The sequence below is a fragment of the Cupriavidus sp. GW822-FHT06G04 genome (assembly GCF_058799075.1).
Genome location: NZ_JBXALD010000004.1, coordinates 289,891 through 312,275 on the forward strand (window position 1 = coordinate 289,891; position 22,385 = coordinate 312,275).

Annotated in this window: 21 protein-coding genes; all 21 read right to left on the bottom strand. The window is 62.8% G+C overall.

All coding sequences use genetic code 11. From position 1 onward, the window contains the following. Positions 1 to 11 precede the first annotated feature (11 nt). The 21 genes from AC1RKI_RS11680 to nuoK all read right to left on the bottom strand — a co-directional run bounded on the left by AC1RKI_RS11680 (position 12) and on the right by nuoK (position 22,369). The gene (locus AC1RKI_RS11680; RefSeq protein ID WP_492795426.1) at positions 12 to 881 is read right to left on the bottom strand and encodes an urease accessory protein UreD; all 870 of its coding nucleotides are present in this window, start codon (positions 879 to 881) and stop codon (positions 12 to 14) included. A 111-nt stretch (positions 882 to 992) separates the two neighbouring features. After that, positions 993 to 1,685 carry an urea ABC transporter ATP-binding subunit UrtE gene (gene urtE / locus AC1RKI_RS11685; RefSeq protein WP_492795428.1) on the bottom strand — a complete coding sequence of 231 codons (693 nt, stop codon included), beginning with the start codon at positions 1,683 to 1,685 and terminating at the stop codon, positions 993 to 995. Positions 1,686 to 1,687: 2 nt separating this feature from the next. Then, a complete protein-coding gene (gene urtD / locus AC1RKI_RS11690; protein ID WP_061957834.1) occupies positions 1,688 to 2,536 on the bottom strand; it encodes an urea ABC transporter ATP-binding protein UrtD in 849 nt (282 codons plus the stop codon). After that, complete coding sequence (gene urtC, locus AC1RKI_RS11695; RefSeq protein ID WP_492795430.1) at positions 2,533 to 3,732, bottom strand: urea ABC transporter permease subunit UrtC; 1,200 nt, start codon at positions 3,730 to 3,732, stop codon at positions 2,533 to 2,535. Before urtC ends, urtD begins: the two co-directional genes overlap by 4 nt. A gap of 1 nt (position 3,733) precedes the next feature. Then, positions 3,734 to 5,368 carry an urea ABC transporter permease subunit UrtB gene (gene urtB / locus AC1RKI_RS11700; protein WP_244786985.1) on the bottom strand — a complete coding sequence of 545 codons (1,635 nt, stop codon included), beginning with the start codon at positions 5,366 to 5,368 and terminating at the stop codon, positions 3,734 to 3,736. Between the two features lie 198 nt (positions 5,369 to 5,566). Then, a complete protein-coding gene (urtA, locus tag AC1RKI_RS11705) occupies positions 5,567 to 6,832 on the bottom strand; it encodes an urea ABC transporter substrate-binding protein (protein WP_061957831.1) in 1,266 nt (421 codons plus the stop codon). 319 nt (positions 6,833 to 7,151) lie between these two features. Beyond that, positions 7,152 to 7,499 (bottom strand): cytochrome o ubiquinol oxidase subunit IV, encoded by a 348-nt coding sequence (gene cyoD, locus AC1RKI_RS11710; RefSeq protein WP_061957830.1) that lies wholly within the window; start codon positions 7,497 to 7,499, stop codon positions 7,152 to 7,154. Further along, the gene (cyoC, locus tag AC1RKI_RS11715; RefSeq protein WP_150979324.1) at positions 7,500 to 8,138 is read right to left on the bottom strand and encodes a cytochrome o ubiquinol oxidase subunit III; all 639 of its coding nucleotides are present in this window, start codon (positions 8,136 to 8,138) and stop codon (positions 7,500 to 7,502) included. A gap of 5 nt (positions 8,139 to 8,143) precedes the next feature. Beyond that, the gene (cyoB, locus tag AC1RKI_RS11720; RefSeq protein WP_061957854.1) at positions 8,144 to 10,117 is read right to left on the bottom strand and encodes a cytochrome o ubiquinol oxidase subunit I; all 1,974 of its coding nucleotides are present in this window, start codon (positions 10,115 to 10,117) and stop codon (positions 8,144 to 8,146) included. 8 nt (positions 10,118 to 10,125) lie between these two features. Then, complete coding sequence (gene cyoA, locus AC1RKI_RS11725) at positions 10,126 to 11,094, bottom strand: ubiquinol oxidase subunit II (RefSeq protein ID WP_084004056.1); 969 nt, start codon at positions 11,092 to 11,094, stop codon at positions 10,126 to 10,128. A gap of 679 nt (positions 11,095 to 11,773) precedes the next feature. Continuing rightward, positions 11,774 to 12,247 carry a MaoC family dehydratase gene (locus AC1RKI_RS11730; protein WP_061957827.1) on the bottom strand — a complete coding sequence of 158 codons (474 nt, stop codon included), beginning with the start codon at positions 12,245 to 12,247 and terminating at the stop codon, positions 11,774 to 11,776. Positions 12,248 to 12,296: 49 nt separating this feature from the next. Then, a complete protein-coding gene (locus tag AC1RKI_RS11735) occupies positions 12,297 to 12,749 on the bottom strand; it encodes a MaoC family dehydratase (RefSeq protein WP_492795434.1) in 453 nt (150 codons plus the stop codon). A 65-nt stretch (positions 12,750 to 12,814) separates the two neighbouring features. Continuing rightward, positions 12,815 to 13,933, bottom strand: a complete 1,119-nt coding sequence (locus AC1RKI_RS11740; protein ID WP_150979327.1) for an acyl-CoA dehydrogenase family protein — start codon at positions 13,931 to 13,933, stop codon at positions 12,815 to 12,817. A gap of 13 nt (positions 13,934 to 13,946) precedes the next feature. Then, positions 13,947 to 15,149, bottom strand: coding sequence for an acyl-CoA dehydrogenase family protein (locus tag AC1RKI_RS11745; protein WP_061957853.1), 1,203 nt, complete (start codon positions 15,147 to 15,149; stop codon positions 13,947 to 13,949). 92 nt (positions 15,150 to 15,241) lie between these two features. Then, positions 15,242 to 15,709: a DUF1178 family protein gene (locus AC1RKI_RS11750; RefSeq protein WP_492795437.1), complete on the bottom strand. Its 468-nt coding sequence runs from the start codon at positions 15,707 to 15,709 to the stop codon at positions 15,242 to 15,244. A gap of 196 nt (positions 15,710 to 15,905) precedes the next feature. Beyond that, positions 15,906 to 16,550, bottom strand: a complete 645-nt coding sequence (locus tag AC1RKI_RS11755) for an NUDIX domain-containing protein (RefSeq protein ID WP_061957823.1) — start codon at positions 16,548 to 16,550, stop codon at positions 15,906 to 15,908. Positions 16,551 to 16,598: 48 nt separating this feature from the next. Next, a complete protein-coding gene (locus tag AC1RKI_RS11760; protein WP_061957822.1) occupies positions 16,599 to 16,907 on the bottom strand; it encodes a DUF2818 family protein in 309 nt (102 codons plus the stop codon). Between the two features lie 23 nt (positions 16,908 to 16,930). Beyond that, a complete protein-coding gene (gene nuoN, locus AC1RKI_RS11765) occupies positions 16,931 to 18,406 on the bottom strand; it encodes an NADH-quinone oxidoreductase subunit NuoN (protein ID WP_061957821.1) in 1,476 nt (491 codons plus the stop codon). A gap of 19 nt (positions 18,407 to 18,425) precedes the next feature. After that, positions 18,426 to 19,892 carry an NADH-quinone oxidoreductase subunit M gene (locus AC1RKI_RS11770; RefSeq protein ID WP_061957820.1) on the bottom strand — a complete coding sequence of 489 codons (1,467 nt, stop codon included), beginning with the start codon at positions 19,890 to 19,892 and terminating at the stop codon, positions 18,426 to 18,428. A 27-nt stretch (positions 19,893 to 19,919) separates the two neighbouring features. Then, on the bottom strand, positions 19,920 to 22,004 hold the full coding sequence (gene nuoL / locus AC1RKI_RS11775) for an NADH-quinone oxidoreductase subunit L (protein ID WP_244786975.1): 2,085 nt from the start codon (positions 22,002 to 22,004) through the stop codon (positions 19,920 to 19,922). Between the two features lie 59 nt (positions 22,005 to 22,063). Continuing rightward, the gene (gene nuoK / locus AC1RKI_RS11780) at positions 22,064 to 22,369 is read right to left on the bottom strand and encodes an NADH-quinone oxidoreductase subunit NuoK (protein WP_029050842.1); all 306 of its coding nucleotides are present in this window, start codon (positions 22,367 to 22,369) and stop codon (positions 22,064 to 22,066) included. Positions 22,370 to 22,385 lie beyond the last annotated feature (16 nt).

Genomic DNA, 22,385 nt, shown 5'->3' on the forward strand with positions numbered 1-22,385 from the left:
GGGATGTCTTGTCAGGTGGCCCACAGCCGCAGGGGCCGGGCCGGCACGCCGTGGATCGGCATGCGCAGGGTGGTCCAGCTGTCGACCAGCAAATGCCGCACCGCTTCCATGTCGCGCCCCAGCACGCGCAACAACAGCATCGACTGGTCCGGCGCGGCAAGGCACGTCACGCCGGCACGCAGATCGGCGCGATACGGCAAGCGCTCGGCCAGCGATTCGGCCAACTCCTGCGTGGCGCCCTGCCCGACTGCCCACAGCGTGCCGAGCACCGGCAATCCGTCCATGCCGGCCACCGCGCTGCGCAGCGGCGATGCGGCGTCGAAATGCGATTGCTCGATCCACAAGGTGCGCTGCGGCCCCGCCACGCGCGTATCGAGCGAAAGCTGTCCGCTGGCCCACTGCTCTCCGGACGCCAGCCGGCCCAGCACCACCGCATCCCAGCCGATTGCGCTACCGCCGGGCGCCACCACGACATCGGTGGAAATGCGCGCGCGCGCATCGTCGAACATGATGTTCTCCTGCGGCAGCCAGTCCAGCCGCGCATCTTGCGCAACGTCGATGCGCACGTGCTGCGCCGCATCGCGGCCGAGCGACTTGTACCACTTGGTGGCGCCGGGCGTGGCCAGCACCGCGTGGGCGCCGGGCTGCACGCCAATGTCGATATCGAGCAGATCGCCGCCGGCCACGCCCGCTGGCGGATGCAGCACGACGCCATGGCAGATGTCCCCTTCAGGGTAGAGCGCCTTCTGCACGCGCAACGGGCCTTCGTGGCGGCGTTCCACCATGGCGGTGCGGCCCGCGCTTGGCGCGAAGCGCAGGCGCAGGCTGGCATGCCATGCCACCGGCATGGCGAGCGAAGAAGGAAAATCCGGATGACGCATCGATAAAGGCAGGAACGGGGCGCGCGGCGACGCCGCTGGGTTGACGGCTCAAATCATAGCGCGCGGCCGGCCGCACCGAAAGGCAAAAAAACACGGTCGCGGACCACGGCGTCAAACCGCGATCAGCTCCCGCACGCCATCCTGCTCCATCGTGGCGCCGGCGCCCTTGGCCACCACCTCGCCGCGGCTCATCACCACATAGTGGTCCGCCAGATGCCGGGCGAACTCGTAGTACTGCTCCACCAGTAGCACCGTCATGCCGAATTCGTCGACCAGCAGGCGCAGCGCGCGCCCGATGTCCTGGATGATCGACGGCTGGATGCCTTCGGTCGGCTCGTCCAGGATCAGCAGTTGCGGTTCGCTCATCAGCGCCCGGCCGATCGCCAGTTGCTGCTGCTGGCCGCCGGACAGATCGCCGCCGCGACGCTGGCGCATCGTGCGCAGCACCGGAAACAACTGGTAGATACGGTCGGGGACGCCCGACGGCTTGCCGCGGCTGGCCGCGCCGATCAGCAGGTTTTCCTCGACGGTCAGGCGAGGAAAGATCTCGCGCCCTTGCGGCACGTAACCGAGCCCTGCCGAGACCCGTTCGTAAGGCGCTTTCCTTTCCAGCGCCTTGCCGTCCCAGCTGATATGGCCGCTGCGCGTGGGCACCACGCCCATCAGGCATTTGAGCAGCGTGCTCTTGCCCACGCCGTTGCGGCCCAGCAGCGTGGTCAGCTTGCCCTGCTGCACTTCAAAAGACACATCGCGCAGGATATGGCTACCGCCGTAGAACTGGTTCAGTGCATTGACCTGCAGCATCGTTATCTTCCCAGGTAGGATTCGATCACGCGTTCATCGCGCTTCACGGCATCGAGCGTGCCTTCGGCCAGCAGGCTGCCTTCGGCCAGCACCGTGACCTTGCCCGCATCGCCGGCCAGCGCGGCGACGAATTCCATGTCATGTTCGACCACCATCATCGAGCAGCTGCCGCGCAGGCTGTTGAGCAGCGCCGCCAGCTGCATGGTCTCTTCGTCGGTCATGCCCGCGACCGGTTCGTCGAGCAGCAGCAGTTGCGGCTGCTGCATCAGCAACATGCCGATTTCGAGCCGCTGTTTCTGGCCATGCGACAGCAATCCGGCCGGCCGGTAGGCCTCGTCCTCGAGCCCGGTCAGCGCCAGGGTTTCCTCGATGCGTCGATGACCCTCCTGTGTCAGCCGCGCGCGCAACGACGACCACCAGCGTTTGTCGGCCTTCATCGCCAGTTCCAGGTTTTCCCAGACAGCATGCTGTTCGAACACCGTCGGCTTCTGGAACTTCCGGCCGATGCCTGTTTGTGCGATGCGCGGCTCCGTCATGCGCATCAGGTCAATGGTTTGCCCCAGGAACACGCGGCCGGAGACGTTGGCATTGCGCGGCCCGGTCTTGCCGGTGATGACGTCCATCATGGTCGTCTTGCCAGCGCCGTTCGGTCCGATCACGCAGCGCAACTCGCCATGGTCGATCGACAGCGACAGCTTGTTCAGCGCGCGGAAGCCGTCGAACTGCACAGTCAGATCTTCGACATAGAGAATCGGCCCGTGCGTGGTGTCGATCACGCCAGGCTCGACAATACGGCCAAGCCCGGTGGCATTGCCGCTTGCAGCCTGCTCCACTCCCAACGCGGCGTTCATGCGTTACTCCCTTGATGCGGCGCGGCCACTGGTTCTTCGGCGGCCGACTCGATCCGTTCGGCCGGCGTGCGCGTGCCGCGCAGGCGCCGGACCAGGCCGACCACGCCATCGGGCAAGTACAGCGTCACGAGCACGAACATCGCCCCGAGCAGGAACAGCCAGTATTCGGCGAAATAAGCCGTGAACATCGTCTTGGCGCCGTTGACCAGGAACGCGCCGACGATCGGGCCAATCAGCGTGCCGCGGCCGCCCACGGCCACCCAGACCGCCATTTCGATCGAGTTGGCGGGCGACATCTCGCCGGGATTAATGATGCCGACCTGGGGTACGTACAGGGCGCCGGCGATGCCGCACAGCACCGCCGAGAACGTCCACACGAACAGCTTGTAGCCGAGCGGGTTGTAGCCGGAGAACATCACGCGCATTTCGGCGTCGCGCACGGCGGTGACGACGCGTCCGAGCTTTGACGTGACGATGTATCGGCACGCGATAAAACCGCCGACCAGCGCCAGGAACGTCAGCACAAACAGCGCGGTACGCGTCTGCGGCGCGGCGATTGCAAAGCCGGCGATCCGCTTGAAATCGGTGAAGCCGTTGTTGCCGCCGAATCCCGTTTCATTGCGGAAGAACAGCAGCATGGCGGCGTACGTCATCGCCTGCGTGATGATCGACAAGTACACGCCCTTGATGCGCGAGCGGAACGCGAAAAAGCCGAACAGCCAGGCCAGTACGCCCGGCACCAGCACCACCAGCAACAGCGCATACGGCAGGTGTTCGGTGCCATGCCAGAACCACGGCAGTTCCTTCCAGTCCAGGAACACCATGAAATCGGGCAGATCGCTCTGGTACACGCCTTCGCGGCCGATCGAGCGCATCAGGTACATGCCCATCGCATAGCCGCCAAGCGCGAAGAACAGCCCGTGCCCAAGGCTCAGGATGCCGCAATAGCCCCACACCAGATCTAGTGCGATGGCGGCCAGCGCAAAGCACATGATCTTGCCGATCAGCGTCAGCGCGTAGGCCGAAAGATGCAGCGGGTGCCCTTCGGGCAGCAGCAGCGCGCAGATCGGCACACCGACCGCCACAATCGCCGTCAGCGCGATCAGCAGCAGCCACACGCGGCCGGAAAACAGCGGTTGCCGCTGCGGCACGGAAAGGCGGAAAGCCTTGCCGGATTTCGATTGGAAACTGCTCATGTCAGGCCTCCGCGCTGCGCCCCTTGAGCGCGAAAAGTCCCTGCGGGCGCTTCTGGATGAAAAGCACGATCAGCACGAGGACGAAAATCTTGGCCAGCACCGCGCCGTAGAACGGCTCGATGAACTTGTTGATGATGCCCAGCCCAAACGCACCGACGATGGTGCCGGCCAGTTGGCCGACGCCGCCGAGCACCACCACCATGAACGAATCGATGATGTAGGCCTGTCCGAGGTCCGGTCCGACATTGCCGATCTGCGACAGCGCGCAGCCGCCAAGCCCGGCAATGCCGGCGCCGAAGGCAAACGCGTAGCTGTCGACCTTCCACGTGCGCACGCCTACGCAGGCGGCCATCGTGCGGTTCTGCGTCGTGGCCCGCACGAACAGGCCCAGGCGCGTGCGGTTCAGCACGGCCCACGCCACCGCCACCACGGCCAGTGCAAACGCGATGATGACCACGCGGTTGTAGGGAATCACCATCCCGGCCATGGCCTGGAAGCCACCGCTCATCCACACCGGATTGGCCACCTCCACGTTCTGCGCGCCAAAGATCGTGCGCACCGCCTGCATCAGCAGCAGGCTGATACCGAAGGTGGCCAGCAGGGTTTCCAGCGGACGGCCGTAGAGATGGCGCAGCACGATCCGCTCGAGCGCGAAGCCGACCACGCCCGCGGCCAGGAACGACGCCGGCAGCGCGGCCACCAGATACCAATCGAACGCTTGTGGCGCATAAGCGCGAAACAGCGTCTGCACCACGTAGGTGGCATAGGCGCCGATCATCAGGAATTCACCGTGCGCCATATTGATGACGCCGATCAGGCCATATGTGATGGCCAGGCCCAATGCGGCCAGCAGCAGGACGCTGCCCAGGCTCAGGCCGGCAAACAGATTGCCCAGCAACTCCGCGCGACGCTGGTCGCTGCGCAGCACATCGATGGCTTGCTGGGCAGCCACGCGCACGCCCTCGTCGGGTTCCTTGTACTTGCCGGAAGCATCCTTTTCGACCAGCGGCATCAGCTTCTGGCGCGATTGCGGATTGCTGTCGCTGCCCATGATGCGGATTGCCTCGAGCCGCGCATCGCGCGTGGCGTCCGTGCCCTGCGCCAATACCGTATTGGCCCAGATCAGGTCCAGGCGCGCGCGCAAACCGGCGTCGGCCTCGGCCTTGCGCGCAGATTCGACGCTCTCACGCGAGGCATTCTCGGGCTGGTCGAGCAGCGTGTTGATGGCCTGCGTGCGCACCGCGATGTCCGGCGATTGCAGCAGCAGGCTGCTGGCGGCACTGTCGACGATGGTGCGCAGGCTGTTGTTCAGCGTCAGCGATTCCAGCTCGTCGTCCTTCACCGTGACGGGCTGACCGGTGAGCGCGTCGAGCGTCTTGTCGCCATCCTGGCGCACCAGGCCGACCGACGGCGCGTATTGCAATGCGTCATCCTGCAGCGCCTTCAGAAGCGGGCCGGCCTGCTCCGGTGGCGCCTGCGTCAGCTTGGTCAGCGCGGCGGTCTTGGCATCGAAATCGTCGCCGGCCAGCGGCTTCAGGTCGGCCTGCGTGAGGGGCGTGGCCGCCCACAGCGGCGCGGCTGCCAGCAGCAGCATGGCAAGCATGGCGCGTAGCCACGAGGTCAGGGATCGGTGCATTCAGGAGTCTGGTTCGCGCGATGTCTCGCGTCTTGTGTTGGTGGTGATCAAACCCGCGGTGTTCTGCCGCGCCCGCGCACGGGGATGGATCGGGGCGCGGGATCGCCGCACGCGTCGCCGCCTTCGCGACGCGCGCCGCCGCCCTTCGCCCCGCCTCGTCCCCAGCGCGTGGGAACGAGGCGCGCACGAGGTCCGCGCTTAGTTGCCGCCTACCGACACCTTGTCGGCCTTGCCTTCGTTACCCGCGATGAACGGGCTCCAGGGCTGGGCGCGCACGGGCTTCGGCGTCTTCCAGACCACGTTGAACTGGCCGTCGCCCTTCACCTCGCCGATCATCACGGGCTTGTACAGGTGATGGTTGTCGCCCATCGTCAGCGTGAAGCCGTCCGGCGCCTTGAAGGTCTGGCCGTACATCGCGGCGCGCACCTTGTCCGGATCGGTCGTGCCGGCCTTCTTCACGGCCTGCGCCCACATGTGGATGCCGACGTAGGTGGCTTCCATCGGATCGTTGGTCACGCGCTTGTCGCCGCCCGGCAGATTGTTGGCCTTGACCCAGTCGGCCCATTCCTTGCGGAACGCGTCGTTCTGGCTGTTCTTGACCGACATGAAGTAGTTCCACGCGGCCAGATGGCCCACCAGCGGCTTGGTGTCGATGCCGCGCAGTTCTTCCTCGCCCACGGAGAACGCCACCACCGGCACATCCTTGGCCTTCAGGCCGGCGTTGCCGAGTTCCTTGTAGAACGGCACGTTCGAATCGCCGTTGATAGTCGAGATCACGGCGGTCTTGCCGCCCTGCGAGAACTTCTTGATGTTGGCGACGATGGTCTGGTAATCGCTATGGCCAAACGGCGTGTAGACCTCTTCGATGTCCTTGTCGGCAACGCCCTTGCTCTTCAGGAACGCGCGCAGGATCTTGTTGGTGGTGCGCGGGTAGACATAGTCGGTGCCCAGCAGGAAGAAACGCTTGGCGCCGCCGCCTTCCTTGCTCATCAGGTATTCCACGGCCGGAATGGCCTGCTGGTTCGGCGCCGCGCCCGTGTAGAACACGTTCTTGGACATCTCCTCGCCTTCGTACTGCACCGGATAGAACAGCAGCGCGTTGAGTTCCTCATAGACCGGCAGCACCGACTTGCGCGACACCGACGTCCAGCAGCCGAAGGTGACCGCGACCTTGTCCTTGGTGATCAGCTGGCGCGCCTTTTCGGCAAACAGTGGCCAGTTCGATGCGGGGTCCACGACCACGGGCTCGAGCTTGCGTCCCAGCACGCCGCCGCTCTTGTTGATCTCGTCGATCGTCATCAACGCGACGTCCTTGAGCGAGGTCTCCGAAATGGCCATCGTGCCCGACAGCGAATGCAGGATCCCGATCTTGATCGGTTCCTTGGTCTGGGCCATCAGCGGGCTGGTACCAATCAGCGCTGCGGCGGCTACCGCCGACAGCTTCAGCATGTCACGTCGTTTCATTGCAGCTCCCATTTCTTCCGATTTGTCGTATGTGGTCAGGGACTACGCACCCCGGGAGATGCTTCTGCAACTAGCGTGCCATGCGGCGGGGGGCGCGGTTTCGCGCCTCGGGCAGCGCTGGCGCGACAAAGCGGCAAGGGAACGATTTCGACGCACCAGGACGGTGCTGTGGGGACAGGGGTCGATGCGTTCGCCTATGCACCGCCGGCGTGCATCGGCACGATCCGGTGCATGGGCGGGCAGCGCGGGTGCATGGCGCACCGCGGGCAATAAAAAACGGGGCCCGAGGGCCCCGTTCTTCAATCCACCGTGACGAAGGTTACTTCATCCACGGCATCATGTTGGCGTTCATGTTGTGCATGATCCAGAGCGAACCGGCCAGCACGATGAACAGGATCAGCACCGTGAACAACAGCGCGGTGACATTCCAGCGCTGGCCGTCCGAGCCGTCCAGGTGCAGGAAGTACTTCAGGTGCACGACGATCTGGACGGCCGCCATGCCCAGGATGATCCAGAGCATGGTGCCACGGTCCATCGTACCGTCCATCACAATCTTGAACGGGATCACCGTCAGGATCACGGCCAGCACGAAGCCGATCACATACGACTTGACGCTGCTGTGGCCGTGCGATGCGCCGTGGGCGCTCGTAGCGTGTTGCTGTGCCATTTACATTGCTCCCATCAGGTAGACGACGGTGAACACACCGATCCAGACCACGTCCAAGAAGTGCCAGAACAGGCTGAGGCAGTTCAGGCGTTTGGCCACGGCCGGGGTCAGGCCCTTCTTCGACAGTTGCCACATCAGCACCAGCATCCACAGCATGCCGCTGGCCACGTGCAGACCGTGGGTGCCCACGAGCGTGAAGAACGACGACAGGAACGCGCTGCGGCTCGGGCCGGCGCCTTCGTGGATCAAGTGCGCGAACTCGTTGATTTCCATCGCCATGAAGCCTGCGCCAAGCAGGAACGTCACGGCCAGCCAGAACATCACGCGGCCGCGCTGCTGGTTCTGCATCGACACCATGGCGAAGCCGTAGGTGATCGACGACACCAGCAGGATGGCGGTTTCCACGAGCACATAGTTGAGCTCGAAGATCTCCTTGGCCGTCGGGCCGCCCGCCACTTCGCCGCGCAACACGGCGAACGCGGCGAACAGGCACGCGAACAAGATACAGTCGCTCATCAGGTACAGCCAGAAACCAAAGATGGTGTTCTCGCTGGTGTCGTGATGCGCGTGGTCGTGCGCCTCGTCGTGCGAGTGCGCGGGGGCTTGCGCCCCAAAGCGGTCAAGAACTTCTGTCGACATGGTGATCAGCCCTGGGCAGCAATGCGCTGCTGATAGCGCGTTTCGATCTGCTCGACCTCGGAGGCCGGCACGTAGTAATCGATATGGTCGTCGTTGGCGCGGCGGATGAACGCCACCACCATGCCGATCAGACCCACGGCGGCAAGCCACCAGATGTGCCAGACCAGCGCGAAACCGAGCGCCAGGCTCCAGGCGCCCATGTAGAAGCCGGCAGCCGTGTTCTTCGGCATGTGGATCTGCTCGAAGCCGTCGGTGCGGATGGTTTCGCCGCGGGCCTTCATGTCGGCGAATGCGTCCAGGTCACGCACCACCGGGGTGTGCGCGAAGTTGTAGAACGCGGGCGGCGACGACGTGGCCCACTCCAGCGTACGACCGCCCCACGGATCGCCCGTGACGTCGGCCAGCTTCTTGCGGTCGCGGATCGACACAACGATCTGCAGGACCTGGAAGAAAATGCCCAGCGCGACGAACACCACGCCCACCACGGCCAGATGCAGCCACGGCGTCCATTCCGGATTGTTGGTGTGGTTCAGGCGACGGGTCATGCCCATCAGGCCCAGCACGTACAGCGGCATGAAGGCGAAGTAGAAACCGACGATCCAGCACCAGAACGCGCACTTGCCCAGGCGCTCGTTCAGCTTGAAGCCGAACGCCTTGGGCCACCAGTACGTGACGCCGGCCAGGTAGCCGAACAGCACGCCGCCGATGATCACGTTGTGGAAGTGGGCGATCAGGAACAGGCTGTTGTGCAGCACGAAGTCGGCTGCCGGCACGGCCATCAGCACGCCGGTCATGCCGCCGATCACGAACGTGATCATGAAGCCGAGCGTCCACAGCACCGGCGAGGTGAACTGCACGCGGCCACGGTACATCGTGAACAGCCAGTTGAAGATCTTCACGCCCGTCGGGATCGAGATAATCATCGTCGTGATGCCGAAGAACGCATTCACGTTGGCGCCGGAGCCCATCGTGAAGAAGTGGTGCAGCCACACGATGAACGACAGCACCATGATCGCGCTCGTCGCGTACACCATCGACTTGTAGCCGAACAGCTTCTTGCCCGAGAACGTTGCGATGATTTCCGAGAAGATGCCGAACGCCGGCAGCACCAGGATGTAGACCTCGGGGTGGCCCCAGATCCAGATCAGGTTCACGTACATCATGGCGTTACCGCCGCCTTCGTTCGTGAAGAAGTGCATGTCGAAGTAGCGATCCAGGCCCAGCAGCGCCAGCGACACCGTCAGCACCGGGAAGGCCGCCACGATCAGCACGTTGGTGCACAGCGCGGTCCAGGTGAACACCGGCATGCGCATCAGCGTCATGCCCGGGGCGCGCATCTTCAGGATCGTCACCAGGAAGTTCACGCCGGTCAGCAACGTCCCCAACCCGGAAATCTGCAGCGCCCACAGGTAGTAGTCGACCCCCACGCCCGGGCTGTAGTCCAGACCCGACAGCGGCGGATACGCAAGCCAGCCGGTCCGCGCGAATTCGCCAACGCCCAGCGACACGTTCACCAGCATCGCGCCGGCCACGAACAGCCAGAAGCTCAACGTGTTCAGGAACGGGAAAGCCACGTCGCGCGCGCCGATCTGCAGCGGCACCACCAGGTTCATCAGACCCGTCATCAGCGGCATCGCCACGAAGAAGATCATGATCACGCCGTGGGCCGTGAACACCTGGTCATAGTGTTCGGGCGGCAGGAAGCCAGTGGCGCCATTGGTGGCAACCGCCAGCTGGGTACGCATCATGACCGCGTCGGCAAAGCCGCGCAGCAGCATGATCAGCGCCACCAGCGAGTACATCACGCCGATGCGCTTGTGGTCGACCGAGGTAATCCACTCGGTCCACAGGTAGCCCCACTTCTTGAAATACGAGATCGCACCGAGCAGCGCCAGCCCGCCAAGGGCGACGCAGGTCAGTGTGATCATGATGATCGGCTCATGAAACGGAATCGCCGACAAAGTCAATTTGCCAAACATCATTGCTCCTAGATTTGCGCGCCCACGGCCGGCTTGGCCGGCGTGGTCATGGATACACGCTCTTCGCCAAGCGTGTTGCGCGACGTGCAGACCGGACCGCCTTCGAAACCTTCGCGGGCCATGGCACGGCCGTCGTGCCCCATGTATTGATGCAGGATGCCGGTGAACAGGCCGTCTTCGACGCGGCCGAAGTACGTCACCGGATCTGCTTCGCTCGGCTTGGCCAGGACCTTGTAGTCCGCCGAAGCGAGCTGTTTGCTGGACGCGCGCACCTGCTCCACCCACTTGTCGAATTCGAAGTTCGACATCGCGATGGCCTTGAACTTCATGCCCGAGAAGCCGCCGCCGCTGTAGTTGGCGGACATGCCGTCGAACGTACCGGCTTCATTGGCAATGAGGTGCAGCTTGGTTTCCATCCCGGCCATGGCGTAGACCTGGCTACCCAGTTGCGGGATGAAGAACGAATTCATGATCGAATCCGAGGTGATCTTGAAGTTCACCGGCGTACCCACCGGCAGCGCCAGCTGGTTGACCGTCGCGATCTTCAGTTCCGGATAGATGAACAGCCACTTCCAGTTCATCGCCACCGCCTCGACCGTGACCGGCTTGACGTTCGACTCGATCGGCTTGTACGGATCGAGATCGTGCGACGACTTCCACGTGATGATGCCCAGCGCGATGATGATCAGGCACGGGATCAGCCAGACCACCACTTCGATCTTGGTCGAGTGCGACCAGTCCGGATCATAAGTGGCCGACTTGTTGCTGGCGCGATACTTCCACGCGAACACCACGGTCAGGATGATGACGGGCACCACCACCAGCAGCATCAGCCAGGTGGCAATCAGGATGATGCCCTTGATGTCCACGCCGACTTGCCCCTTCGGGTTCATCAGCGCGAAGTCGCAGCCGGCCAGCAGGAGCAGGCCAAGACAAGGCAGGAACCGCGTCAGGCGCGGCATTGTTGGTTTCTTCATGTCACGACGGTCTGGTTGCGCCACGCCTGTGCACAAGCGTGACACCGCCACCTGCTGCACGGGGCAACGGGCTGGCTGGGCTGGGGAAAACCGGGGACGTGTCCAAATGGCGCGTGCGGATGGGGCGATGCAAACGCCGGCGGACCATGCGGCCGGGCAACGCCATGAGCGCGGCTGGACAGATACTGACGACTGCGTGCGCAAAACGCGGGGGGCGCCAAGCGTGCGCTGAGGTGACCGACTGCCTGAACTGCGATCGTTCCCGGTTCGGAGCAGCCACCGGGACAAGCGTTGTGTCACGATGCTCATGCGATTTCCGCCTGCTTTTGACCACCCCGCCAGCGCAGCGAGAACGGTCTCCGAGCGGATATCGCATTACATAAAACATCGTTGGGCGCGACTGTACCGCAACGCAACATTGCGGGTAAACCCAAACACAACAGAAACACTGTTCTTTTAATCGGACAATGTTCGCCGGTGTCGGACGACGGAAACACTCACGACATGATTCATCTTGAAAGCACGAATCTTGTGGACAAAAACAAAGGGCCGCGTTCTAGCGGCCCTGATTTTCACACCCACCTTTTACATCCACTTCTACGCCCGTTTCCGCGCCTGTCGCCCCACCGGCTGACGGCTGGCCGGCGATGGACGATCGACGCGCGGCGACGCGCCGGCGCTACGAATATCGCCGGCTGATCGATTCCGCCACGCAGACCGGCCGATCGCTGCCCTCGCGCTCGACGGTGACTTCCCAGGTCGACTGCGCACCCACCAGACCGTTCGGTGCCGGTTCGAGCCGCTCTACCTTCAGCAGCTTTATCCTAGCCCGCAGACGGCTGCCGACCGGTACGGGCGCGGTGAATCGCACCCGGTTCAGTCCGTAGTTCACGCCCATCTTGACGCCCTCCATGTGGATCGCGTTCTGCATGAACTGCGGTAGTAACGACAGCGTCAGGAAGCCATGCGCCACCGGCGCGCCAAACGGGGACTCGCGCCTTGCGCGCTCGACATCGACGTGAATCCACTGGTGGTCGCCCGTGGCTTCGGCAAACAGGTTGACCTGCTGCTGGGTGATCTCGAACCAGTCGCTCAGTGCCACTTCCTGACCCTGGAGCGACTCCAGCTCTTCCAGCGAGGCAATGGTGCGCATTGATTGTCTCCTATTGTCTTGATGTCTTTTTGTGGTTCGGGCTCGGGTGTCAGCCGGGGCGGCGCTGGTACATGCCCATGCCCTTGACGGTGCAGACGATTTCGCCCTTCTGGTTGGTGGCGACCCATTGCGTCAGCACCACGCCGCGGTCCGGTTTTGAACTCGATGGACGCGCCTCCAGGACCTTCAGCACGGCCGTCAGCGTATCGCCGGCATAAACCGGCTTGAGCCAGCGGACCTCGTCGACGCCGGGCGAGCCCATGCTGGTCGATCGGTCGCCCATCGACTGTACCAGCAGCCGCATGATGATGCCGCAGGTCATCCACCCACTGGAAATCAGACCGCCGTAGATACTTTTCTCGGCGGCGGCCTTGTCGATATGGAACGGTTGCGGGTCGTACTGGCGCGCAAACGCGATGATCTCTTCTTCGGTGACGTGATAGCTGCCCAAGGGCAGTTCGCTGCCAACCACATAGTCTTCGAAGTACATCTTGCTGGACATCGGGGGCTCCAAAGCAAAAAACCGCGCTCGGGGTGTCCGGCGCGGTTCAAGGTTTTACCCTGCTATCAGGCAGCTTCCTGGAAACCAGGCTGGCTTGCGAAGCGGGCCAGATGGTGATCGACATCGCCGAACGTGGTGTTGATCAGCGTGAGCCGCTTGAACATGTGCGCGGCCGGCAGTTCGTCGGTGACGCCCATGCCGCCGTGGATCTGCACGGCTTCCTGGCCGACCGAGCGCGCTGCCTGACCGACGCGCGCCTTGGCGGCGGACACATAGCGGCGGCGCTCTTCCGGCGTCGACTCCTCGAAACGCGCGGCGGCAAGCAGTGTGATCGAGCGCGATTGCTCGGCGTGGATGAACATCTCGACCATGCGATGCTGCAGCGCCTGGAAGCGCGCGATCGGCACGCCAAACTGCTGGCGGGTCTTGGCGTATTCGAGCGTGGCGGCGTTGAGCGTATCCATCACGCCCACCGCTTCGGCGCACAGCAGCACCGCGGCGTAGTCGGCGGTGGCTTCGAGCACGTCCCAGCCCTTGCCTTCGGCGCCCAGCAGCGTGGCCGACGCATCGGTCAGCGTCACGTCGGCGGCGCGCAGATTATCGATGGTGCGATAGTCCTGGATGCTGACGCCGGCGCCGTTGGTGTCGACCAGGTACAGCGAAATGCCGTCGCGATCCGACTGAGCGCCGGTGGTGCGGGCCGAGACCACAAGCTTGTCCGCCTGGGCGCCGTGAATCACGACGACCTTGCGGCCATTGAGCTTGCCGCCCTTGGCGCTGACCGTCACGTTGTTCAGCTCGTAGCGCGCCTGCGGCTCGTTGAACGCAGTGGCCAGCTTGACCTCGCCGCCCGCAACCTGCTCCAGCAGCGCTTCCTGGCCACCGGCCAGCTTCAGCGCATGCGCGGCCACCACGGTGGCGAGGTACGGCTCCACCACCAGGCCACGGCCCAGTTGCTCCTGCACCACCATCATGTCGACCGCAGTGCCCGAGAAACCGCCCTGCTCTTCAGGGACCGGCAGCGCCGTCAGGCCCAGTTCGACCAGCGCGCCCCACGCCTGGGCGCCGTAGCCGGCGTCGGTCTTGATGTTCTTCTTGCGCGATTCAAAGTCGTAGCTCTTTTCGACAAAACGGCGGATCGCGTCGGCCAGTTGCTTCTGTTCGTCGCTGAGATTGAAGTTCATGTTGCGTGTCTCCTCACAGCCCCAGAATCATCTGGCTGATGATGTTCTTTTGGATTTCGTTGGAACCACCGTAGATCGACGTCTTGCGGTAGTTGAAGTAGTACGCGGCCAGCGGCGCGGCATCGTCATAGCCGGTCACCGAATGCTCGTGCTCGCATTCGAGATACGCGGTGTCGAACGGCTGCGCATACGGTCCAACCGCCTCGACCATCAGCTCCGTCAGCAACTGCTGGATCTCGGTGCCCTTGATCTTGAGCATCGACGCCTCGGGGCCAGGGCCCTTGCCGGCGGCTTCGCTGGACACCACGCGCAACACGGTGATTTCCAGCGCCATGAGTTCCACTTCCAGCGCGGCAACCTTGGCGCCGAACACCGGGTCTTCCAGCAGCGGCTTGCCGTTCTTCTGCTGCTGACGCGCCACGCGCTTCAGGAAGCCCAGCTCGCGCTTGGAGTTACCCACGCGGGCAATGCCAGTACGCTCGTGGCCGAGCAGGTACTTGGCGTACGTCCAGCCGCGGTTTTCCTCGCCCACGCGGTTCTCGACCGGCACCTTGACGTTATCGAAGAAGACTTCGTTCACCTCATGCTCTTCGTCGAGCATGATGATCGGGCGCACCGTGATGCCCGGCGTCTTCATGTCGATCAGCAGGAACGAGATGCCCTCCTGCTTCTTGGCTTCCGGGTCCGTGCGGACCAGGCAGAAGATCATGTCGGCATGTTGGCCCAGTGTGGTCCACGTCTTCTGGCCATTCACGATGTAGTGCTTGCCGTCCGGCGTCAGTTCGGCGCGCGTCTTCAGCGAGGCAAGATCCGAGCCCGAACCCGGTTCCGAATAACCCTGGCACCACCAGTCCGTGCAATCGAGGATACGCGGCAGGTAGTACGACTTCTGCTCCGCATTGCCGTACTTCATGATCACCGGCGCAACCATCGCCACGCCGAACGGCAGCACGCCGGGTGCGCCGACGCGGGCATTTTCCTCATCCCAGATATGGCGCTGCGTAGCGTTCCAGCCGGTGCCGCCGAATTCGACCGGCCAGTGCGGGGCCGACCAGCCCTTGCCGGCGAGCGTCTTGTGCCAGCGCACCAGATCGTCGCGGTTGGGGCGGCGATGATTGAGTACCTTTTCGCGGATATCCGCCGGCAGGTTGGCTTCGAGCCAGCTGCGCACTTCCTGACGGAAGGCGTTGTCGGCCGCCGAGTAGTTGAGATCCATGCCCGTCTCCATTGGTGGTGCCGGCGCGGGAACCGGCGGTTTGTTTTACCTGCGCATCACTGCGCGGGTAAAACCGGGCACAGGATGCTTGTTCAGTGGGCCGTCTGCTTCAATGCGTCCGGCACGATGAGCGGAAAGGCGTCGATACCCTCGTCGGCCAGCGCCTGCACATCTTCGGCAGTTGCCGAACCGCGAATGCCGCGTTCGGGCGCCTCCTGATAATGCATACGTCGCGCCTCTTCCACGAAACGCTCGCCAACATCCTCGGTCTGCGCCAGCACCTGGCGCACGGCTTTGAGGTATTGCGCTTGCAGCGCCTGCATCATCTGCTGCGCTTGCGCATCGCCCGCATTGCCCGTGCGCGACTGCGTCGGCGCCTGCCTGGCGGTGGCGCCGGAGAGATTCAGGCGCGGAGCACTGGGCAGGCGGCTGACCGCATGGTCGCCACAGACCGGGCATTGGACGAGGTCACGTGAAATCTGCGTTTGCGCATCTTCTTCCGAGGCAAACCAGCCCTCGAAACGATGGTCTTGCGCACAGCACAGGTCGAGCACCTTCATGATCTTTCCAGCCCGTCGGGCAATGTTATCCGTGATTCGAAATTTTGTGAACGGTCGTGCTAATTTTTTTCGTGACCGTTTTCGCCAGGCAGGATGCGTGCAAAACACAATCCTGTCGTCCCCATGCGCCTGGCGTGCCAAACCAAGGGAAAACCCCGTGCCGGCTGCCCGGCAAGCTTATCAGCAATGCAGCAAATCAGCCTGCCGCGCGACGTGCCGGGAATGGCGGCTCGGCCTGCTCGCCCGGCTGCCAAACGCCAGAGACAATTTTCTCCAGCCAGAGCGCGCCGATGATCGTCTTCACGTCGGTGATGCGCCCCTGGCGCACCCAGTCAATGACCTGCCCCACCGGCGTGACAAACGTCTCCAGGAACTCGCCGTCGTCGAGCTTGGCTTCGCCCGCCGTCAGATCGCGCGCGAGAAAGAGATCGATGAATTCGGTCGAATAGGAAATCACGGGATGAATGCGCGTCAGATAGTCCCAGCGCGTCGCCGTATAGCCAGTCTCTTCGAGCAGCTCGCGCTGGCCGCAGCGCAACGCGCCTTCCTCGGGATCAAGCTTCCCAGCGGGAAATTCGAGCATGACTTCGCCGACTGGATAGCGGAATTGCCGTTCCATCAGAACGGTGCCATCGTCGAAAAGCGGGATCATCATCACCGCACCGGGGTGCAATACGTACTCGCGGCCGGTCTGCTTGCCGTCCGGCAGCCGCACGATGTCCTGCTTGAGCGTAAGGAATTTGCCGCGATGAATCGTCGCCGAAGCGACGGGTACTTCTTTCAGATGATCATCCGATTGATTGGACGATTCGGAAACTGCGGCGGGAGTCTTGTCGGTCATGAACGCTCCGGAGTTGCACGAACCCGGGCGCTGGCAAGGGCCGGCGGATCAGGCCGTGCGATGTTTGACCAGATATTGCCAAGTGAAGCCAGGGAAGGCGAACACCAGCATCATGCACGCGGTGATGGCATAGAACTGCCAGCCCTGCGGAAACGCGTTGCCAAGACTCGCTTCCACTGCAAAGCCGACCATGCCGGCCACCACGTACCAGACGACGAGTTCAACCGCGCGCAGCCACAGCGGCTTGCGGGGCCATTTCAGCCCCACCGCCGCAAACAGGCGCTGGTTGACGAACGGCAGGTTGGCACAGATCAGTGCCAACACGATGACAAACCAGCCGCCCGCCGATGAACTCATGTCGTCGCCTTATCAGCTAAGTCCTACGAGGCCAGCGTCGCGCGGATGGCCTGGTAGCACAGGTTCATCAGCGCCGCGGGGAACAGGCCCAGCAGAATAACGGCCAGGCCGTTCAGGCTCAACACCGAGCGCAAGCCCATCGATGCTTCCAGCGGCTCTTCGCCAGCCGGTGCGTCGAAGTACATCAGCTTCACGACGCGCAGGTAATAGAACGCACCGATCAGCGAGAACACCACAGCCAGTACGGCAAGCCAGGTCATGCCGGATTTCACCACTGCCTGCAGCACCGCGAGCTTGGCGTAGAAACCGACGGTCGGCGGGATGCCGGCCATCGAGAACATCATCACCAGCATCAACAGCGCAAACCACGGATGGCGGCGCGACATGCCCTTCAGGTCATCGAGCGTTTCGGCTTCGAAGCCCTTGCGCGTACGGATCAGGATCAGCCCGAAGGTGCCGAGCGTGGTCAGCATGTAGGTGATCGAGTAAAACATCGATGCACTATATGCGTTGGCCGCGCCGTCAGCCTTGTTGGCCACCACACCGGACAGCATGCCCAGCAGGATGAAACCCATGTGCGAGATCGTCGAATACGCCAGCATCCGCTTCAGATTGGTCTGAACGATAGCCGTCAGGTTACCGATGATCAGCGATGCAATCGACAGCACGACCAGCATCGTCTGCCAGTCCGTGGCCAGCGGCAGCAGGCCCTCGACCAGCAAGCGCATGATCAGCGCGAATGCCGCGACCTTCGGACCGGCGGCGATCAGCAGCGTCACCGCGGTTGGCGAACCCTGGTAGATATCCGGGATCCACATGTGGAACGGTGCGGCGCCGAGCTTGAACGACACGCCGGCAACAATGAACACCACGCCGAACGCCAGCATCGTCGTATTGACGCGGCCGGATTCGACCACACGGAATACCTCGCCGAGATTGAGCGAGCCGGTAGCGCCGTACATCATCGACATGCCGTACAGCAGGAAACCCGAAGCGAGTGCGCCGAGTACGAAGTACTTGATCGCCGACTCCGAGGTCACGCGCGAATCGCGGCGCAGTGCAACCAGCGCGTACGACGACAGCGACAACAGTTCCAGACCGAGGTAGAGCGTCAGGAAGTTGTTGCCGGTGATCATCACGATCTGACCGCCGAGCGTGAACAGCGCGAGCATGTAGAACTCGCCCGCGAACATGTCGCGCTCACCGAGGTAGGTACGCGTGTAGACCAGCGTGAGCAGCATGCCCAGCGCACAGAATGCCGACAGCACGTTGGCCATCGGATCGATTACGACCAGGTTGGCGAACGCATAGTGCGTTTCGCCGCCGGCGGCGTTCATGGCGAACCACACCGCAAGCACCAGCGTGGTCAGCAGCGAGAGCGGATAAGCCACGCTCGTGCGGGCCTTGCCACGCGCTAGGTCGATCCAGTTGATCGCCGCAATGGCGATCGCCAGGAAGATGATTGGCGCCACCGGGGCCAGGCTAGAGGACGATTGCATGTTGATTTCTCTCCCCCGCTTACAGCTTGGACTGTGCCACGTGGGACAGCAGGTTCACCACCGACGCGTGCATCACATCGGTGAAGGGTTTCGGGTACAAGCCCATGTACAGCGTCAGGATCGCCAGAAGGCCGAGCATGAGGAACTCACGCTTGTTCAGGTCCAGCAATTCGCGCACGTGCTGGTGCACGATATCGCCAAAGATCACGCGCTTGACCATCCACAGCGAATATGCAGCGCCGAAGATCAGGGCCGTCGCGGCCAGCAGGCCGATCCAGAAATTGAACTTGACCGCACCCAGGATCACCATGAATTCGCCCACGAAGCCCGACGTCGCCGGCAGGCCGCAGTTGGCCATGGCGAAAAACACCGAGAACGCGGCGAACTTCGGCATCACGTTGACCACGCCGCCGTAATCGGCGATCTGGCGCGAGTGCACGCGGTCGTACAGCACGCCGATGCACAGGAACATCGCACCCGACACGAAACCGTGCGAGATCATCTGCACGATACCGCCTTCGACGCCGATCTCATTGAAGATGAAGAAGCCCAGCGTCACGAAACCCATGTGGGCAATCGACGAGTACGCCACGAGCTTTTTCATGTCGGCCTGGACCAGCGCCACGAGGCCGATGTAGATCACCGCGATCAGCGACAGCGTGATGATGAACGGCGCCATGTAGTGGCTGGCGTCCGGCGCGATCGGCAGCGAGAACCGCAGGAAACCATACGCACCCAGCTTCAGCATGATTGCCGCCAGCACGACGGAACCACCGGTCGGTGCTTCCACGTGAGCATCGGGCAGCCAGGTATGTACCGGCCACATCGGCACCTTCACGGCAAACGCCATGAAGAACGCCACGAAGATCGCGATCTGCTCCTCGAGCGACAGCTTGGCCTGGTGCCAGGTCAGGATGTCGAACGAGCCGGTCTTGTTGTACAGGTACAGCAGCGCAACCAGCGTCAGCAGCGAGCCGAGCAGCGTGTAGAGGAAGAACTTGAACGCGGCGTAGACGCGGTTCGGACCACCCCAGACACCGATGATGATGTACATCGGGATCAGCGTGGCTTCGAAGAACACGTAGAACAGCATGCCGTCCAGCGCCGAGAACACGCCGACCATCAGGCCCGACAGGATCAGGAACGCCGCCATGTACTCGGCCACGCGCTCGGTGATCACTTCCCAGGCCGAGATCACAACGATCACGGTGATGAACGCGGTCAGTACCACAAACCACATCGAGATGCCGTCCACGCCGAGGTGGTAGGCAATATTGAAGCGTTCGATCCAGTTTGCGTGTTCCACGAACTGCATTGCGGCAGTCGAGGTGTCGAAGTGGAGAACCAGCGGCAGCGTTACGACGAAGCTCGCGACGGCGCCGAACAGCGACATCCAGCGCACGAAGCATTTGCTGCGGTCGGAACCGAACATCAATACCAGCAGGCCGAAGAAGATAGGCAGCCAGATTGCGAGAGACAGAACCATTTCTTTGTTTTCCTTACTTGGTGCCTATCACTTGGTGCCTATCACGCCAGTGATCGTCAGCGTCAGGAGCACCAGCATGCCGATGATCATCGCGAAAGCGTAATGGTAGATATAGCCGGACTGCAGATAACGGCTGGCCGAGGCAAACGATGCCACCACGCGGGCCGATCCGTTGACGAAGAGACCGTCAATGAAGCTTTGGTCGCCGCCCTTCCACAAGCCCGTGCCCAGCAGCCGCGCACCGCGCGCAAACACTGCCTGGTTGAACGCATCCATGTAGTACTTGTTGTCGAGCAACTTGTACAGGCCAGAGAAACGCTGCTTGATGGCCTCGGGGATGTCCGGACGCTTCATGTAGAAGAACCAGGACAGCACCACGCCAGCAATGGCCAGCCACAGCACCGGCGTCGTCAGCGAGTGAATCGCCATCGGCACCCAGCCGTGGAACGCTTCCTTGAGCTCTTCCATTGCGTGGTGGTTCTCGCCGACGAAAATCACGTCCTTGAACGCCACGCCGTGCTTGAAGAATTCACCAAACAGCATCGGTTCGATAGCGATGGCGCCAATGATCACCGACGGGATGGCCAGCAGCACCAGCGGCAGCGTCACCACCCACGGCGACTCGTGCGGCTTCTGGCCCGGGGCCAGACCATGATGATGGTCGTCGCCGTGCGCTTCCTCTTCTTCCTCGTGATGGTCATGGTGCGCGTGGACCTTGCCGAAACGCTCCTCACCGTGGAACACCAGGAAGTACATGCGGAACGAGTAGAACGCCGTGACGAACACGCCGGCCAGCACGGCGAAGTAGGCAAAGCCCGAACCCGCCAGGTGCGACTCGGCCACCGCTTCGATGATCGAATCCTTCGAGTAGAAGCCCGAGAAGAACGGCGTGCCGATCAGGGCAAGCGAACCGACCAGCGACGTGATCCACGTGATGGGCATGTACTTGCGCAGGCCGCCCATGTTGCGGATGTCCTGGTCGTGGTGCATGCCGATGATCACCGAGCCCGCGGCCAGGAACAGCAGCGCCTTGAAGAATGCGTGCGTCATCAGGTGGAACACCGCCACCGAGTAGGCCGACGCGCCCAGCGCCACGGTCATGTAGCCAAGCTGCGACAGCGTGGAATACGCCACCACGCGCTTGATGTCGTTCTGGATGATGCCCAGGAAACCCATGAACAGCGCAGTGATTGCACCGATGACCAGCACGAACGACAGCGCGGTGTCCGACAGTTCGAACAGCGGCGACATGCGCGAGACCATGAAAATGCCGGCGGTCACCATGGTGGCCGCGTGGATCAGCGCGGAAATCGGCGTCGGGCCTTCCATCGAATCAGGCAGCCACACGTGCAGCGGGAACTGAGCCGACTTGCCCATCGCGCCGATGAACAGGCAGATGCAGGCCACGGTAATCATCAGCCAGTCCGTGCCCGGGAAGATCACCGTCGCCAGTTGCTCGCGCTGGGCGAACACGTCCGTGTAGTTCATGCTGCCGCTGTAGGCCAGCAGCAGGCCGATGCCCAGGATGAAACCGAAGTCGCCCACGCGGTTGACCAGGAACGCCTTCATGTTGGCGAAGATCGCGGTCGGTCGCGTGTACCAGAAGCCGATCAGCAGGTACGACACCAGACCCACCGCTTCCCAGCCGAAGAACAGCTGCAGGAAGTTGTTGCTCATCACGAGCATCAACATCGAGAAGGTGAACAGCGAGATGTAGGCGAAGAAGCGGTTGTAGCCAGGATCCCCTTCCATGTAGCCGACGGTGTAGATGTGCACCATCAGCGAGACGAAGGTTACGACCACCATCATCATCGCGGTCAGCGAATCGACCAGGAAGCCGACCTCGAGCTTCAGCGCACCGATCGTCATCCATTCGTACACGGTGGCGTTGTAGCCGGCGCCGTTCATCACGTCCAGCAGAACCATCACCGACAGGACGAAGGCGATGGCGACGCCGAGAATCGTCGCCGAATGGGCCGCCACCCGGCCGCCGCGCGACTCCGAGGAAAACAGGCCGAAGAACTTGGTACCAAACAGACCGGCTATCGCGGCGCCGGCGAGCGGCGCCAGCGGGATCGCCAGCAGCAGGTTGGGGTTGAGCGTGGTTGCCATAGGACGCTTATTGGTGTGCGGTCAGGGAACAGTCGTGGTTCTGGACGAGGATGGTCATGTCAGCCCTTGAGGGTATCCATGTCATCAACGTTGATCGTGTCCAGGTTACGGAACAGCACGACCAGAATTGCCAGACCGATTGCCGACTCGGCGGCGGCCACCGTGAGGATGAAGAAAACGAAAACCTGTCCGGCCAGGTCGCCCATGTAGTGCGAGAAGGCGACGAAGTTCATGTTGACCGCAAGCAGCATCAGTTCGAGCGCCATCAGCAGCACGATGACGTTCTTGCGGTTCAGGAAGATGCCAACGATGCTGATCGCAAAAAGGATGGCACCGAGCACGAGAAAGTGAGCGAGAGACAGCACAGCGGGTTCTCCGGGC